Origin of the sequence: Mycoavidus sp. B2-EB (assembly GCF_014218255.1) — a bacterium.
Lineage (GTDB): Bacteria > Pseudomonadota > Gammaproteobacteria > Burkholderiales > Burkholderiaceae > Mycoavidus.
The window spans coordinates 174,569-189,853 of sequence record NZ_AP021872.1 but is presented as its reverse complement, the minus strand read 5'-3'; the positions used below and the strand labels follow the sequence as shown (position 1 = coordinate 189,853).

Genomic DNA, 15,285 nt, shown 5'->3' with positions numbered 1-15,285 from the left:
CACTGAATGAAGCATTATAATCTGCGCATGAATTCTTTTAGCACCCTCACTAACGACAAAATGCCCCCTCAGAAAGTGTCTAATGAAATAAATGAGAAAGCGCTCGAAATGGTTGATCAACAAGCTCGTTTTGTTGATTGGCTACGTTCTGTCGCACCTTATATCCATGCTTTTCACAATAAAACTTTTGTGGTTGCATTTGGTGGCGAGCTGGTGCAACTAGGAGCGCTTAACGCCTTAATTCAGGATATTGCCTTTCTTCATGCTATGGGGATGCAAATTGTGCTCGTGCATGGCTCACGCCCACAGGTTGAAGAGCAATTACGCTTGCATCAAGTTGAATCATCGTTCTTTAATGGGATGCGCATTACGGACGCAAATGCACTTGAATCCGCTAAAGAGGCGGCCGGCGAAGTGCGCCTAGATATCGAGGCCGCCATCAGCCAAGGGCTCCCTAATACGCCCATGGCCCATGCGCATATTAGCGTGGTTTCAGGCAACTTTGTTACGGCGCGTCCCGTAGGTATTTTAGATGGGGTGGATTTCCAGCACACGGGTATTGTGCGCAAAATCGATGCCAACTCAATTCATCACTCTCTCTCTCATCGCAAATTAGTCTTGCTCTCGCCCTTGGGTTTCTCGCCCACTGGAGAAGCGTTTAATTTGTCGATGGAAGACGTTGCTGCGTCTGCCGCAGTGGCACTGCATGCAGATAAACTCATTTATCTGAGCTCCATGCCAGGCATTATCGAAGATAGCGCGTTACAACGCGAATTGTCGCTTAACGAAGCTCAGCAGCTCCAAGCCTCAAACACTTTAGATGCGGAAACGGCAACTTATTTAACTCATGCAATTCGCGCGTGCCGCGGGGGGGTGACACGCGTGCATTTAATCCCTTTCACGCTGGATGGTAGCATTTTGCTTGAGCTTTTTACTCACGATGGCGTCGGCTCAATGATTTCCGATAGAAATTTGGAAAGTCTGCGCGAAGCAGTCATCGATGATGTGGGCGGTATTTTGCAGTTGATTGAACCGCTTGAATTTGATGGCACTCTGGTGCGACGCGGACGCACTCAAATTGAACGCGACATTAATCATTTCTCCGTCATAGAGCATGATGGCGTGCTCTTTGGCTGTGCTGCGTTGTATCCATATCCGCAAGAAAAATTAGGCGAAATGGCATGTTTAAGTGTCGCCCCAGACTCACAAGGAGTCGGTGACGGTGAACGACTGCTCAAACATATTGAGCAACGAGCACGGGCGCAGGGGCTTACACGTATATTTGTGTTGACGACACGCACTGAGCACTGGTTTTTAAAACGTGGGTTTAGAAAAGCCAGCATTGATAACTTGCCTGAAGACCGCCGCCGCCTTTATAACTGGCAACGTAAATCGTTGGTGCTGATGAAGCAACTTTAACCAGCGGAAAACATCTGCATAAAATATAGGTAAGTTATACATTGCAAGTCAATTGCACCGACTCTCCACCATTGGTCATTAATTTAATAGGATGTACTCCATGACTCGCACCGTTTATTGCGTAAAACTTGGCAAACAAGCTGAAGGCCTTGATTTCCCCCCTCTGCCGGGAGAATTAGGTCAGCGCATTTATCAGGATATATCGAAAGAAGCGTGGCAAAGCTGGCTTAAACAGCAAACCATGCTGATTAACGAAAATCGTCTCAATATGGCCGATGCACGCGCACGCCAATATTTAATCAAACAAACCGAAAAATTCTTTTTTGGCGAAGGCGCAGATACAGCCTCTGGCTATGTACCACCCGAGAATGCTTGAGAATAGTGTAATGAATAAGATTGACACCACTCTAAATAAAAGTTTTGAGCCCCACGCAATCGAAGCCTATTGGGGGCCGCGGTGGGAGCAAAAGGGTTACGCCAAACCCACGTTCTCACCTGGATCTAAAGATTTTTCGATTTTACTACCGCCCCCCAACGTCACGGGTACGCTGCATATGGGGCATGCGTTTAATCAGACGATTATGGATAGCCTGACGCGCTATCATCGGATGCAGGGCGCCAACACGCTGTGGGTACCCGGTACGGATCATGCCGGGATTGCCACTCAGCTCGTCGTCGAGCGCCAGCTCAAGCAACACCATCTGTCACGCCATGAGCTTGGCCGCCAGGCTTTTGTTGAGCGAGTTTGGGCTTGGAAAGAAACCTCTGGCTCAATCATTACACAGCAAATCAAACGTCTAGGCGCTTCAACCGATTGGAGTCGCGAATATTTCACGATGAGCCCGCATATGTCGCAAGCGGTGATCGAAGTATTCGTCCGCTTATATGAGCAGGGCTTGATCTATCGCGGCAAAAAGCTCGTGAATTGGGATCCCAAGTTAGGCACGGCCGTCTCCGATTTAGAAGTGGTTAGCACCGAGGAAGAGGGTTCGCTGTGGCATATCCGCTACCCCCTGGTTGACGGTTCTACTTACTTAACGGTCGCCACGACTCGTCCAGAAACCATGCTGGGCGACGCAGCCCTTATGGTGCATCCGCAAGACGAACGCTATCAAGCCTTCATTGGCAAAATGGTGCGGCTGCCACTGAGTGAACGCGAAATCCCTGTCATTGCAGATGATTATGTAGATCCTACATTTGGTAGCGGCGTAGTCAAAGTAACGCCGGCTCACGATTTTAACGATTACCAAGTCGGTCAACGGCACCAGCTGCCATTAATCAATATTTTTACGCTTGACGCTAAAATTAATGATAATGCTCCGGCTCGCTGGCGCGGCCTTGAGCAGCACGAAGCTCGGCGCTTGATTGTCGCCGAGCTTGAGGCCCAAGGGTTACTCGCTGCCGTCAAGCCTCATAAATTAATGGTGCCACGCGGCGATCGGACCCAAGCGGTGATTGAACCGATGCTGACAGATCAATGGTTTGTCGCCGTTAATAAACCGGCCCCTGCCGACAGCCGACACCCAGGCCAGTCAATGGCGGCGACTGCGATTGAAGCCGTACGGCAAGGGAAGATTAAGTTTACCCCGGAAAATTGGGCCAATACCTACTATCAATGGCTGGAAAACATTCAAGACTGGTGTATTTCTCGGCAACTTTGGTGGGGCCATCAAATTCCCGCTTGGTACGATGAAGAAGGGCGAATTTATGTTGCGCGCAATGCCGATGAGGCGCGTGAGAAAGCCCGCGCACAGGGCTATACCGGGCCACTAACGCGAGATGAAGATGTGCTGGACACCTGGTTTTCGTCAGCATTAGTGCCTTTTTCAGCCCATGGTTGGCCCAATCAGACCAAAGAGCTAGCGCATTTTCTGCCATCCTCCGTGCTCGTCACGGGCTTTGACATTATTTTTTTCTGGGTCGCGCGGATGGTGATGTTGACTCAACATTTTACTGGCCAAGTCCCGTTTCATACCGTGTATATACATGGCTTGGTGCGTGACGCCAACGGCCAGAAAATGTCAAAATCAAAAGGCAATATACTCGATCCAATCGATTTGATCGATGGTATCGACCTAGATGCGCTGCTTGCCAAACGTTTAGCCAATGCGCAAGATCCCAAGCAGGCGGCTGAACTTGAGCAAGTAACCCGCGCTGAATTTCCGCATGGCATTCCGTCATTTGGCACAGATGCTTTACGCTTTACTTTCGCCTCACTGGCTACCCCCGGACGCAATATTAATTTCGCCCTAGCCCGCTGCGAAGGGTATCGTAATTTTTGTAACAAATTGTGGAACGCAACGCGCTTTGTGTTGATGAATTGCGAAGACCAAGGCAGCAGCACAAACATAGCAGAGAGCGAGCCATCACTAGCAGATCGATGGATCCTCTCTTTACTGCAACAAGTCACGGACGAAATCGACCAAGGCTTTACTGAATTACGCTTCGATCTTATTGCAAATGCTTTATACAAATTTGTCTGGGACGAATACTGCGATTGGTATCTTGAATTCGCTAAGGTGCAACTACAAACGGGAACGCCAGCCCAGCAGCAAAATACGCGATCTACGTTGTTATATGTACTCGAAACCATTTTAAGACTGGCGCATCCGATTATTCCCTTTATCACCGAAGCACTGTGGCAGAAAGTCGCGCCATTGACGGGCCGCTACCCGACTCAGACTGCGGCGGAGAACGCTTCTATCATGGTCCAGCCATACCCTCGCGCACAAAAAGAAAAAGTCGATCTAGCCGCTGAACAATGGGCGACACAACTCAAAGAGGTGATCGATGCATGTCGCAATTTGCGCAGTGAAATGAAGCTCGGGCCAGCGCAACGAGTACCGCTTTTCGCCAGCGGCGATACTCACCTACTCACCACCTTCGCGCCTTATGTACGCGCTCTCGCGCGCCTCTCTGAAGTCACCCTCAGCGCAGATGAGGCAACCCTCGATGCAGCAACAACCGGAGCTCCCGTCGCCCTGGTTGGCGCACTGAAACTCGCCTTAAAAGTTGAAATTGACATCGACGCGGAACGCGCGCGACTCGCCAAGGAAGTGCAACGAATTGAGCTAGAAATCTCAAAATGTAACGCTAAGCTACAAAATAATCACTTTGTTGCAAAAGCCCCCGCTGAGGTAGTTGAACTCGAAAGAAAAAGGCTGTCAGAATACGCGTTAATACTCTCTAAGCTTAACGCTCAGCTCACTCGGCTCACCCGCTGAGCTTTATTTTGAATCGACTGAAAGGACCGTAGTAATGTTAAAAGTCACTAAAGCAGTATTTCCAGTCGCCGGTCTTGGCACGCGCTTTCTGCCTGCAACTAAGGCCAGCCCCAAAGAGATGCTGCCGATTGTCGATAAGCCGTTAATTCAATATGCTGTCGAAGAAGCGATCGCCGCTGGGATTACCGAAATGATCTTCGTGACTGGGCGCGGCAAGCGCGCAATTGAAGACCATTTTGATAAATCCTATGAAATTGAGGCTGCACTCGAAGCACACGGCAAACAAAAATTGCTTGAAATCGTGCGCGGTATCAAGCCAGCTCATATTAATTGCTTTTATGTGCGCCAAGCCGAGGCGCTTGGCCTAGGCCATGCGATTTTATGCGCGGAAAAATTAGTCGGAGACAATCCATTTGCAATCTTACTGGCAGATGATTTATTAGATGGCGCACAACCCATTCTTAAGCAAATGATAGAGAAATTTAACCACTATCACAGCTCATTAATTGGAGTCGAGGAGATTTCACGTGAAGATTCGCGCTCATATGGCGTGATAGAAGGTAAAGAATGGGAAGACAACATCATTAATTTATCTGGCATCATCGAAAAACCCGCACCAGAAGAGGCGCCCTCTAGCCTTGGGGTAGTCGGTCGCTATGTTTTAAAGCCGCGTATTTTCGAGCATCTGCGAGCGCTGCGCCCAGGCGCCGGCGGTGAGTTGCAACTCACTGATGCGATTCAATCTTTAATGCAAGATGAACAAGTTCTGGCCTATCGTTATAAAGGCACGCGCTTCGATTGCGGCAGTAAATTGGGCTACCTAAAAGCAACTGTCGAATTCGCTTTACGCCATCCAGAAGTGAAAGATGAATTTGAAGCTTATTTAAATGAGCGTATGCTCATGCTGGCGGAAATGGATGCCAAGGCTTAACCGTTTTCGTTTGAGTTGAATAAACTTATTTAACTTGATCGAACTTTATGCCGGGTGAGCGCGTCTAAAGGACTCGCACCACCCCTGCATCAGAGATGCCACTCACCAATGGCGTTAGACCTAACGTCGACGCATCAAGAAAGTAAACACTTTATCCTGCGTCGATACTTCAATCATTTGATTACCGGTCTGCTTCGCAAACGCAGCAAAATCGCGGGGCGCGCCAGGATCAGTCACGAGCACTTTTAAAATCTGCCCGCTTTGCATCTCAGCGAGGGCCTTTTTTGCGCGCAAAATCGGCAATGGGCAGGTTAGCCCACGCGCATCGACTTCTTTATCAAAATGCAGCGCTTGCTTCATAATTGGTGCTCAACCCAGTCCTTTACCGTAGCCAGCGCTGCGGGTAAAGCCGCGGGTTGTGTGCCACCGGCCTGCGCCATGTCCGCACGGCCCCCTCCTTTGCCGCCGACTTGCTGTGCGACAAAATTAACCAGCACGCCCGCTTTGATTTTGCCATTCACCTGCTGCGGTGTTACACCTGCAATTAGGTTGACTTTATCGCCATCCACACTCGCCAATACAATGACCGCATTGATTAATTTATTTTTTAATTGATCGACTGACTCGCGTAATATTTGCATATCAGCGCCGTCCAGTTGGGCGGATAACACCTTGACTTCACCCACTTTGACTGCCCGTGCCGCCAATGCATCAAGCTGCTGGCCAACCAACCTTGATTTTAATTGCACGAGCTCTTTTTCAAGCGTTTTAGAGTATTCTTGGAGTTGCCCAATGCGCTGATTGAGCTCAGCGGGTTGGGCTTTTAACAAGTCCGCCACACTAGAAATGCGCTCATCTAAAGTTTGCACAAAGTGCAACGCTTGCATTCCAGTAATGGCTTCAATGCGTCGAATGCCGGCCGCCACACCGCCTTCAGAAACAATCTTAAATAAACCGATATCACCTGTACGGGCGACGTGCGTACCGCCACATAATTCGCGCGAAAAGCCAATCTCAAGCACCCGCACCTGGTCGCTATACTTTTCGCCAAATAACGCCATAGCGCCACTTTTTAACGCATCGTCATAGGCCATGGTCTGCGCCTGGGTTGGCTCATTACGCAGAATTTCTGTATTCACCATGGTCTCAATGCTTTGAATTTCAGCTTGGCTTAGCGGCGCATGATGAGAAAAATCAAAGCGCGCCTTATCCGCATCAACCAGCGACCCCCTTTGCTGCACATGAATCCCAAGTACCTCGCGGAGCGCTTTATGCAGCAAATGGCTGGCCGAATGATTACGCATTGTGTGCAGGCGGCGCTGACTGTCTACCGCGGCCTGTACCACGTCACCCAGTTTTAATTCGCCGTGCTCAAGCAAACCGTGGTGGCCAATCACCTCCGCCTGGATTCTTACCGTATCCGTGACCATAAAATGCGCGCCTTCAGCCTGCCTTGCACAACTTTGAGTCAATCTGCCTTGGTCGCCAGCTTGCCCACCTGACTCAGCATAAAATGGCGTGGTGTCAAGCACCACAATACCGCGTTGCCCGGCTTGCAAACGTTGACTAAAAACTCCGTCTAAGTAAAGTGCCGTAATTTTCGCCTCAGCTACGTTAAGCGTCTCGTATCCTCTGAAAATTGTTTTAGCGCCACTATATTCAAGTGCGTTTGACAGCGTAAATTTACCTGCGGCCCGGGCTTGTTCACGCTGACGCTGCATCGCTGCATCAAAAGCCGCTGCATCGACTTGCACACCTCGCTCACGACATACATCGGCGGTCAAGTCGAGTGGAAAACCATAGGTGTCATGGAGCTTGAAAGCGATTTCACCCGCTAACGTCATTGAGCCGGACGGGGTTTGAGCGCTCACCGCGTTGGCTTGGAGTTCATTGAGCGCGGTTTCAAGCAGATGCATGCCATGCGCGATCGTCTCAAAGAAGCGCTCCTCTTCTTGACGCAGCACATCGGTCACGCGCTCTTGAGCCGCGCTCAGCTCCGAATACGCTGGCCCCATTTCTGCGACCAGATCCTGCACCAATTTATGAAAAAATGGCTGAACACAGCCCAACTTATAACCATGGCGGATCGCACGCCGAATAATCCGACGCAATACATAACCGCGACCTTCGTTACTGGCAATCACGCCATCAGCAATGAGAAAGGCACAAGCACGAATATGGTCAGCAATCACTTTAAGCGAGTTATTCTTTATATCGGAGATTCCGGTTTCGCGGGCTGCGGCACGAATCAATACTTGGAATAAATCGATTTCATAATTACTGTGCACTTTCTGTAAAACGGCGGCAATGCGCTCCAGGCCCATGCCAGTATCTACGCACGGTTTGGGCAACGGCGTCATGACACCTTGCTGATCCCGATTGTATTGCATGAAAACCAAATTCCAGATTTCAATATAGCGATCGCCATCTTCATCCGGCGAACCGGGTGGCCCACCGTCAACCTCAGGACCGTGATCATAAAAAATTTCAGAACAAGGTCCACACGGACCTGTATCGGCCATCTGCCAAAAATTATCAGAGGCATAACGCGCGCCTTTGTTGTCACCGATGCGCACAATCCGCGCGGCCGGCACGCCAATTTCTTGCGCCCAAATCGCATAGGCCTCATCGTCTTCTTGGTAGACGGTAATCCACAGTCTTTCTGGCGGCAATTGATAGACCTGAGTTAACAACTGCCACGCAGATTGAATCGCCTCACGCTTGAAATAATCACCGAACGAGAAATTACCAAGCATTTCAAAAAAAGTGTGATGCCGCGCGGTATACCCCACATTCTCTAGGTCATTATGTTTGCCGCCTGCGCGCACACAACGTTGGGCGCTAGTGGCACACAAATAAGGGCGCGCATCAGTGCCAAGAAAGACTTCTTTGAATTGCACCATGCCAGAGTTGGTAAACAATAATGTTGGATCATTGGCAGGAATCAAACTTGATGAACGGACAATCGTGTGCTTCTTTGATTCAAAGAAGCGTAAAAATTTCTCGCGGATTTCAGCAGCTTTCATGACGGCAGGGGTAGATATACGGTAAAGCGTAATGGGTTTTAGCAAGCTATAGATTATACGAGATAGCCACCCGTTTCCGATGCAATCAAACGCCAATCAGCATCTTCAGCAGCCAGCCTCGCGTAGAACTCGCTATACTTCTCTCAATCATCTTCTAAACTGAAGGTCTCAGATTGATCGTCGTAAGAAAAGATTTCTGCGTACCGGCCCCAGTTGATGACTGCGTCCAGCGTCTGCTCAGCTGCACTGTCCGATAAAAAATCTTCTAATTCTTGCTCAAATCTCATGCGCGGCGCGCGGCGGCCAGGCCGTTCATGCAAGACGCGTTTAATCCAAGCCGCCAGCGGTACATTACGCAGTAGATGCTCAGCAAAGAGTCGCTTGCGTTCCTGAGTGCCGTATTCGGCAAACTTCTTGCCAGGCGGCGTGAGCAAAATGTCACCCTCACGGACATCTGCAAAACCAAGGTATTGCATCATTTCAGCGACGGGAAATAGATCATCCACTTCAAGGTGAAGGGTGCGCGCGATTTCAGGCAAATCCGCTTTACCTCCGTAGGGAGGAGCCGCGACGGTTTCGATCAGACCCGCCATCAAGTTAGTGGATACTTCTGACAACCAACTCCCCAAGGTTAAGCCCTTACGCATCGCTTCGGCACTCGGGCGAGCGGTCATTTGCGCATAAATATTATCAACTAAGCGCCTAAAAGCTGGGTCAAGTCGGTTACGTGGGTGCTTAAAGGGTACCGGAATTTCAGCGATAACGCGGCCGGGATTGGATGACAACACTAAAATACGGTCGCACATAAAGACCGCCTCTTCTACATTGTGCGTGACAATCAATACGGCTTTAATGGGTAAACTTTTTTCACTCCATAAATCCAATAAATCGGTGCGTAGCGTCTCGGCTGTCAATACATCAAGAGCTGAAAATGGTTCATCCATTAACAGTAAAGTTGGGTTAACCACGAGCGCCCGCGCAAACCCAACGCGTTGCCGCATCCCACCTGATAACTCGCGCGGATAAGCGCTTTCAAAGCCATCTAGGCCGATCAGATCAATTGCGGCAAGCGCGCGTTGGCGTCGTTCACGCGCGCCAACCCCAAGTGCTTCCAACCCAGCTTCGACGTTTTGCAACACCGTAAGCCAAGGAAATAGCGCAAATGTCTGGAACACCATCGCCACGCCCTCAGCCGGACCTGTCAGAGGTTGGCCTAGATACTCAATTTCGCCGCCGCTAGGTTCGATCAAACCCGCAATCAGGCGTAGCAAAGTAGATTTGCCAGACCCCGAACGACCTAGCAAGCCAACAATTTCACCCCTTTTTAGGGTTAGATTTGCACCGTCAAGTACCAGTAGCTCTCCCTGTGATTTTTTAAAACCACGGCGCACATTGGTTACGCGCAAAATTTCATTGGGTCGATCGAGGGCTGAATTGTGCATGGGGATCTATCTATCAATTTTTCTAAAATGAAGCAAAGTTAAGCAACTGCTTAGCACTGGCGCGTCGCATCATATCTCCAATCAACGCCAGACCAACTGCGCATTTTGCACCATCCCTAGTTAAGACGAAATTTACTTTCAGCGTAGGCATACAGTGGACGCCATACTAGCCTGCTAAATAAAGTGACAAATAACACCATCACGGTGATCCCCAGAATAATCCGGGGATAATGACCTGCGGTAGTCGCTTCAGCAATATACGCGCCTAAACCATGCGCAACAAACTTCGTATTGCCCCATGACACGACCTCAGACACGATACTCGCGTTCCATGCGCCGCCAGCGGCAGCGATAGCGCCTGTGACATAATAAGGAAAAATGCCCGGTAGCATGACTTGCCGCCACCATTGCCAGCCACGGATCCGAAAGTTAGTTGCGACTTCTTTGAAATCATTTGGATAAGCGCTCGCGCCAGCCACCACGTTGAAAAGAATATACCATTGCGTGCCTAAGATAATCAGTGGAGAAAGCCAGATATCTGGATTGAGCTGAAAACGTGCAATCGTGACCACAAAAACCGGGAACAAAAGATTCGCTGGGAAAGCAGCCAAAAACTGCGTCAATGACTGGACTTTCTCCGCCAAGGCGGGGCGCAGTCCGATTAAGACACCGATTGGCACCCAAACTATAGAAGCCAGTGCAATTAAAATCAGCACGCGCAAAAAGGTAGCCAAACCCAGGCTTAATACGAGTAGCAAGTCACTCCAACCCACTTCTGCGCAGATGTAATTTGATACTCGGTAGACAAGATAGCCGGTGATAAAGAGTATCGCCCCGCCCCAGATCATGTCTACCGCCCTTGTACTTAAGCTAAGTGGGGCAAATTGAGTGAAGAACTTAGGCGTCAGTGCAAACGACGGCTTTCTGAATGTAAAGCGTATTGGCAAGCGCGCTATCTTTGCCAGAACCCAGCCGACCGGCACCAGTAAGCAACGAATTAACCGCGTGCGGTGAATCAAATCAAGCACCCAAGATTCAGGTGCCAGCCCCGAACTCGTCGTTTCAAGTCGAAATTTATCCGCCCACGCGACCAGCGGGCGAAACAGAAGTTGGTCATATGCCAAAATCACCGCTGCCATGGTCAAGATCACCCAGCCGACCGCAGTTAGATCACGCTGATTGATTGCCTGCGCCAGATAGGCGCCAACACCGGGCAACGTGATCGTGTGGTTACCCACTGTAATGGCTTCCGATGCCACGACAAAAAACCACCCGCCGGACATTGACATCATCATGTTCCACACCAAGCCCGGCATTGAAAATGGAACTTCGAGCTTCCAGAAACGTTGCCAAGCACTCAAATGAAAGCTGCGCGAAACCTCATCTAAATCCCGCGGCACCGTACACAGAGATTGATAGAAACTAAAGGTCATATTCCAGGCTTGGCTGGTAAATATGGCGAAAATAGCCGCACATTCGGCCCCTATCACACGCCCTGGGAAAAGTGCCAAGAAAAAAGCGACGGTAAATGAAATATAGCCCAACACCGGTACTGACTGCAAAATATCGAGTATGGGTATCAGGATTTTCTGTGCACGGCGGCTTTTAGCTGCAAGCGTGCCATAGATAAGAGTAAAAATAAGCGCGGCCACCATCGCCGCTAACATACGCAACGTTGTGCGCAACGCATATTCGGGCAGATTGGCCGGATCAAGCGAAATTACTTGGGTTTTTAACGTAGCGAGGGGAGCCATGGTTTGATGAAAACCAAGCGCTGCCATTGCTATGACGCAAATGATTAAGGGAAAAACCACGAAATCCCAACGATTTGGAAGCAACCGCCATGCCGAAGCAGCAGGCATTGGCAGTTTAAGAACAGGCAATTTCATGCACTCACCCGTTAAAATAGGTTAAATATAAATAACTGGGCGCCTAAAGCTAACACTTGCCCCTGGATGGGGTCAAAGACTGTCTTCAGGCGTTTATACAAAATATGATGGATTATATTTTCTAAACTACTGCCACCGCCAAGCCAATTGACGAAACAGCGATTTCAGCATTAAATAAACTCTTCGCTAAGCGAACATCCCCCCGTAGCGCCGGAGTTTACCGATATTTGTTTGCATTATGCGACAGCATATGTCATCGCATACCCCCATAGCTACGGTAAAATGCCGAGCTTTAACCAGAGATACCGATCATGAAAAGGCTGGCTATTTATCTAGCGCTCGCACTTGCCGCTACTAGTGTAAACGCGAAAGACTGGAAAGTCATTCGTTTCGGCGTCGACCCAAGTTACCCGCCGCTTGAATCTAAAGGCCCCGATGGTAAAATGCAAGGCCTTGATATCGAACTTGGCGAAGCACTCTGCGCTCAATTGCAAGCAAAGTGCATTTGGGTTGAACAGGATTTTGACAGCATGATCCCGGCGTTAAAGGGACGCAAATTCGATGCTATTTTGTCCTCGATGACAGTTACAGCGCCACGCAAAAAACAAATTGATTTTTCCAATAAACTATTCGATGCTCCTGCCCGCATGGTAGCATTGGTCGATGCGAAACTAACGCCAGATGCCAAAAGGCTAAGAGACAAGCGGATTGGCGTGCAACAGGGCACCACCGCAGAGACTTATGCAAAACGGCAATGGGCGCCCAGAGGCGTTACCATTATTTCCTATGCAAACCAAGACCAAGTCTATGCCGATCTTTTATCCAAGCGACTTGACGCTTCGTTGCAAGATGAAATACAAGCCGAGGTTGGCTTTCTAAAAACCCCGCGGGGTCAAGGTTTCGCTTTTGCCGGGCCATCGATCAAGGACCCTGAAACGCTGGGACAGGGCATTGCGATTGGCTTGCGCAAAGGAGATACAGATCTGAAGGAACAACTCAATCGGGCGCTGGCTGAGATCCGTCAGAACGGTACATATCAAAAGTTAACCCATCAATATTTCAACCGTAGTCACTATAGCAATTAAGTCGATTTTAAATTCTCATGCTTTTACAGGGATACGGCCCGCTCATTGCACAGGGCGCATGGCAAACTATTCAGCTCGCAGTGCTATCGCTGGCGGTCTCATTCATGCTTGGGCTGGCTGGCGCCAGCGCCAAACTCTCAAAAAACCGGCTGGCCTCAGCCGTCGCCACCGCTTATACGACATTGATTCGTAGTGTGCCGGATTTGGTACTCATGCTACTGATTTTTTATAGTATTCAAATTTGGCTCAATAACTTAACAGATTTGATGGGTCTTGAGCCGCTAGAGATCGATTCGTTCTCCGCCGGCGTACTCACCCTCGGCTTTATTTATGGCGCTTATTTCACCGAGACTTTTCGCGGTGCTTTTCAAGCTGTGCCGCGTGGCCAGCTAGAGGCCGGTGCGGCCTATGGAATGACGCGCTGGCAAATCTTTCGGCGCATCCTTTTTGCACAAATGATGCGCTTTGCGCTACCCGGTATTGGCAATAACTGGCAAGTGCTATTAAAAGCCACTGCGCTGGTTTCAATTATTGGCCTGTCAGACCTTGTCAAGGCGGTACAAGATGCCGGCAAAGGCACGTACAACATGTTTTTCTTTGTACTCGTCGCCGCCCTCATCTACCTTGCGCTCACCGCGCTTTCCAATCTTGTGCTACTCGCTTTAGAGCGCCGTTATTTGGTTGGAGTCCGTAAGGCAGCGCTATGATCGAACTTCTGCACGATTACTGGCGAGCGTATCTTTTCACGGATGGCTACCAAGCTACAGGATTAGTCATTACGCTATGGCTATTAGTGGTATCCATCGCTTTTGGGTTTTGCCTAGCGATCCCGTTAGCCGTAGCTCGGGTGTCGAGTCGGCGCTTGATTGCCGCGCCGGTTCGACTCTATACCTATGTATTTTGCGGCACACCACTGTATGTCCAGTTATTATTTTTTTATACGGGCATCTACACGCTTAACGTTGTGCAGACAACGCCTCTCTTAAGTGATTTTTTCCGCGATGGCATGAATTGCACCTTACTCACCTTCGCACTGAATACGTGCGCCTATACAACCGAGATTTTTGCCGGCGCAATTAAAACCAGCTCACCCCATGAGATCGAGGCGGCGCGCGCTTATGGCATGAGCCAATTTACGTTGTATCGGCGCATTATTTTGCCATCCGCACTCAGACGAGCTTTGCCGGCTTATAGTAATGAAGTGATTCTTATGTTGCATGCGACAACCATCGCGTTTACCGCAACGGTGCCAGATATTTTAAAAATCGCGCGCGACGCAAATTCGGCGACCTATCTCACTTTTCAAGCGTATAGTGTAGCCGCGCTCCTTTATCTCTGTATTTCGTTTGCGCTAGTTTGGCTCTTTAGGCGAGCCGAGCGACGCTGGCTCGCTTATCTGTAAACGCAATACCCTTCACTCTATCTACCCATATGCTTTCTATGGACTCATCTCACTATAAATTAGTCGTTACCGATTTGCACAAAAGATATGGTGCGCAAGAGGTCCTTAAAGGCGTATCGTTGCAGGCGAAGGCGGGGGATGTAATTAGTGTCATCGGCTCATCAGGCTCTGGCAAAAGCACGCTTTTGCGTTGCATCAATTTCCTCGAACAGCCCAACGCTGGACGCATCATTATTGATGGCGAAGAAGTACACACCATCGCCAATCCACAAGGCCAGTTGCAAGTTGTCGATCATAAGCTATTGCAACGCGTGCGCACACGCCTGGCGATGGTATTTCAGCATTTCAATTTATGGGCGCATTTAAACGTACTAGAAAATATCATCGAAGCGCCCGTGCATGTCCTCGGCCTATCGCGCGCGCAAGCACAAGAGCGCGCTCGTCTCTACCTGGATAAAGTCGGGCTTGGCCGCGAAATTGAAAAAAAGTATCCAACGCATCTATCAGGCGGACAGCAACAACGCGTAGCCATTGCCCGCGCCCTCGCTATGCATCCGGATGTGCTACTCTTTGATGAACCCACTTCTGCGCTTGACCCAGAACTTATAGGTGAAGTGCTCAAAGTGATGCAAACTTTGGCTAACGAAGGCCGCACTATGATTGTTGTCACGCATGAGATGGGGTTCGCGCGCCATTTATCCAATCATGTGATTTTCTTGCACCAAGGACGGATTGAAGAAGAAGGCCCTCCTGATGAGATCTTCTTACATCCCAAAAGTGACCGGTTAGAGCAATTTCTCGCAGGCAGCCTTAAGTAAACCGTACCTTGTCCAGATCAATTTGACTTGCTCTTAAGCGCTCTTTTTT

Annotated in this window: 12 protein-coding genes; 8 read left to right on the top strand and 4 right to left on the bottom strand. The window is 49.6% G+C overall.

All coding sequences use genetic code 11. The features are described 5' to 3' along the window. Window positions 1-108 precede the first annotated feature (108 nt). The 4 genes from argA to galU all read left to right on the top strand — a co-directional run bounded on the left by argA (window position 109) and on the right by galU (window position 5,574). Window positions 109-1,419, top strand: a complete 1,311-nt coding sequence (gene argA, locus MPB2EB_RS00785; RefSeq protein ID WP_232534494.1) for an amino-acid N-acetyltransferase — start codon at window positions 109-111, stop codon at window positions 1,417-1,419. A gap of 100 nt (window positions 1,420-1,519) precedes the next feature. Next, window positions 1,520-1,795 carry an oxidative damage protection protein gene (locus tag MPB2EB_RS00780; RefSeq protein ID WP_185181995.1) on the top strand — a complete coding sequence of 92 codons (276 nt, stop codon included), beginning with the start codon at window positions 1,520-1,522 and terminating at the stop codon, window positions 1,793-1,795. Between the two features lie 10 nt (window positions 1,796-1,805). Then, complete coding sequence (locus tag MPB2EB_RS00775) at window positions 1,806-4,643, top strand: valine--tRNA ligase (RefSeq protein WP_185181994.1); 2,838 nt, start codon at window positions 1,806-1,808, stop codon at window positions 4,641-4,643. A gap of 34 nt (window positions 4,644-4,677) precedes the next feature. Beyond that, a complete protein-coding gene (galU, locus tag MPB2EB_RS00770; RefSeq protein ID WP_185181993.1) occupies window positions 4,678-5,574 on the top strand; it encodes a UTP--glucose-1-phosphate uridylyltransferase GalU in 897 nt (298 codons plus the stop codon). A gap of 120 nt (window positions 5,575-5,694) precedes the next feature. On the opposite strand, the gene MPB2EB_RS00765 is transcribed toward galU, so the two are convergent. The 4 genes from MPB2EB_RS00765 to MPB2EB_RS00750 all read right to left on the bottom strand — a co-directional run bounded on the left by MPB2EB_RS00765 (window position 5,695) and on the right by MPB2EB_RS00750 (window position 11,931). Further along, complete coding sequence (locus MPB2EB_RS00765; protein WP_185182602.1) at window positions 5,695-5,922, bottom strand: sulfurtransferase TusA family protein; 228 nt, start codon at window positions 5,920-5,922, stop codon at window positions 5,695-5,697. A gap of 8 nt (window positions 5,923-5,930) precedes the next feature. Beyond that, window positions 5,931-8,600: an alanine--tRNA ligase gene (gene alaS, locus MPB2EB_RS00760; RefSeq protein ID WP_185181992.1), complete on the bottom strand. Its 2,670-nt coding sequence runs from the start codon at window positions 8,598-8,600 to the stop codon at window positions 5,931-5,933. A 143-nt stretch (window positions 8,601-8,743) separates the two neighbouring features. Continuing rightward, window positions 8,744-10,042 carry an AAA-associated domain-containing protein gene (locus MPB2EB_RS00755; protein ID WP_185181991.1) on the bottom strand — a complete coding sequence of 433 codons (1,299 nt, stop codon included), beginning with the start codon at window positions 10,040-10,042 and terminating at the stop codon, window positions 8,744-8,746. A 116-nt stretch (window positions 10,043-10,158) separates the two neighbouring features. Beyond that, window positions 10,159-11,931, bottom strand: coding sequence for an ABC transporter permease subunit (locus MPB2EB_RS00750; protein ID WP_185181990.1), 1,773 nt, complete (start codon window positions 11,929-11,931; stop codon window positions 10,159-10,161). A gap of 311 nt (window positions 11,932-12,242) precedes the next feature. Here MPB2EB_RS00750 and MPB2EB_RS00745 point away from each other — a divergent pair, with 311 nt between their 5' ends. Genes MPB2EB_RS00745 through MPB2EB_RS00730 form a run of 4 tightly spaced genes read left to right on the top strand, consistent with a single transcriptional unit; the run spans window position 12,243 to window position 15,236 of the window. Next, entirely contained in the window at window positions 12,243-13,016 is a 774-nt protein-coding gene (locus MPB2EB_RS00745; RefSeq protein WP_185181989.1) for an ABC transporter substrate-binding protein, read from the top strand. Window positions 13,017-13,033: 17 nt separating this feature from the next. Further along, the gene (locus MPB2EB_RS00740) at window positions 13,034-13,723 is read left to right on the top strand and encodes an ABC transporter permease (protein ID WP_185181988.1); all 690 of its coding nucleotides are present in this window, start codon (window positions 13,034-13,036) and stop codon (window positions 13,721-13,723) included. After that, window positions 13,720-14,418 carry an ABC transporter permease gene (locus MPB2EB_RS00735; RefSeq protein ID WP_185181987.1) on the top strand — a complete coding sequence of 233 codons (699 nt, stop codon included), beginning with the start codon at window positions 13,720-13,722 and terminating at the stop codon, window positions 14,416-14,418. Before MPB2EB_RS00740 ends, MPB2EB_RS00735 begins: the two co-directional genes overlap by 4 nt. Before the next feature lie 38 nt (window positions 14,419-14,456). Continuing rightward, complete coding sequence (locus MPB2EB_RS00730) at window positions 14,457-15,236, top strand: ABC transporter ATP-binding protein (RefSeq protein WP_185181986.1); 780 nt, start codon at window positions 14,457-14,459, stop codon at window positions 15,234-15,236. Window positions 15,237-15,285: the final 49 nt, after the last annotated feature.

Bases quoted from the DNA above. Each gene is read 5' to 3' on its own strand.
- MPB2EB_RS00735 (WP_185181987.1), top strand. From the start codon at position 13,720: ATGATCGAACTTCTGCACGATTACTGGCGAGCGTATCTTTTCACGGAT.
- MPB2EB_RS00755 (WP_185181991.1), bottom strand. From the start codon at position 10,042: ATGCACAATTCAGCCCTCGATCGACCCAATGAAATTTTGCGCGTAACC.
- galU (WP_185181993.1), top strand. From the start codon at position 4,678: ATGTTAAAAGTCACTAAAGCAGTATTTCCAGTCGCCGGTCTTGGCACG.
- MPB2EB_RS00775 (WP_185181994.1), top strand. From the start codon at position 1,806: ATGAATAAGATTGACACCACTCTAAATAAAAGTTTTGAGCCCCACGCA.
- MPB2EB_RS00740 (WP_185181988.1), top strand. From the start codon at position 13,034: ATGCTTTTACAGGGATACGGCCCGCTCATTGCACAGGGCGCATGGCAA.
- MPB2EB_RS00745 (WP_185181989.1), top strand. From the start codon at position 12,243: ATGAAAAGGCTGGCTATTTATCTAGCGCTCGCACTTGCCGCTACTAGT.
- MPB2EB_RS00750 (WP_185181990.1), bottom strand. From the start codon at position 11,931: ATGAAATTGCCTGTTCTTAAACTGCCAATGCCTGCTGCTTCGGCATGG.
- MPB2EB_RS00730 (WP_185181986.1), top strand. From the start codon at position 14,457: ATGGACTCATCTCACTATAAATTAGTCGTTACCGATTTGCACAAAAGA.
- MPB2EB_RS00780 (WP_185181995.1), top strand. From the start codon at position 1,520: ATGACTCGCACCGTTTATTGCGTAAAACTTGGCAAACAAGCTGAAGGC.
- alaS (WP_185181992.1), bottom strand. From the start codon at position 8,600: ATGAAAGCTGCTGAAATCCGCGAGAAATTTTTACGCTTCTTTGAATCA.
- argA (WP_232534494.1), top strand. From the start codon at position 109: ATGGTTGATCAACAAGCTCGTTTTGTTGATTGGCTACGTTCTGTCGCA.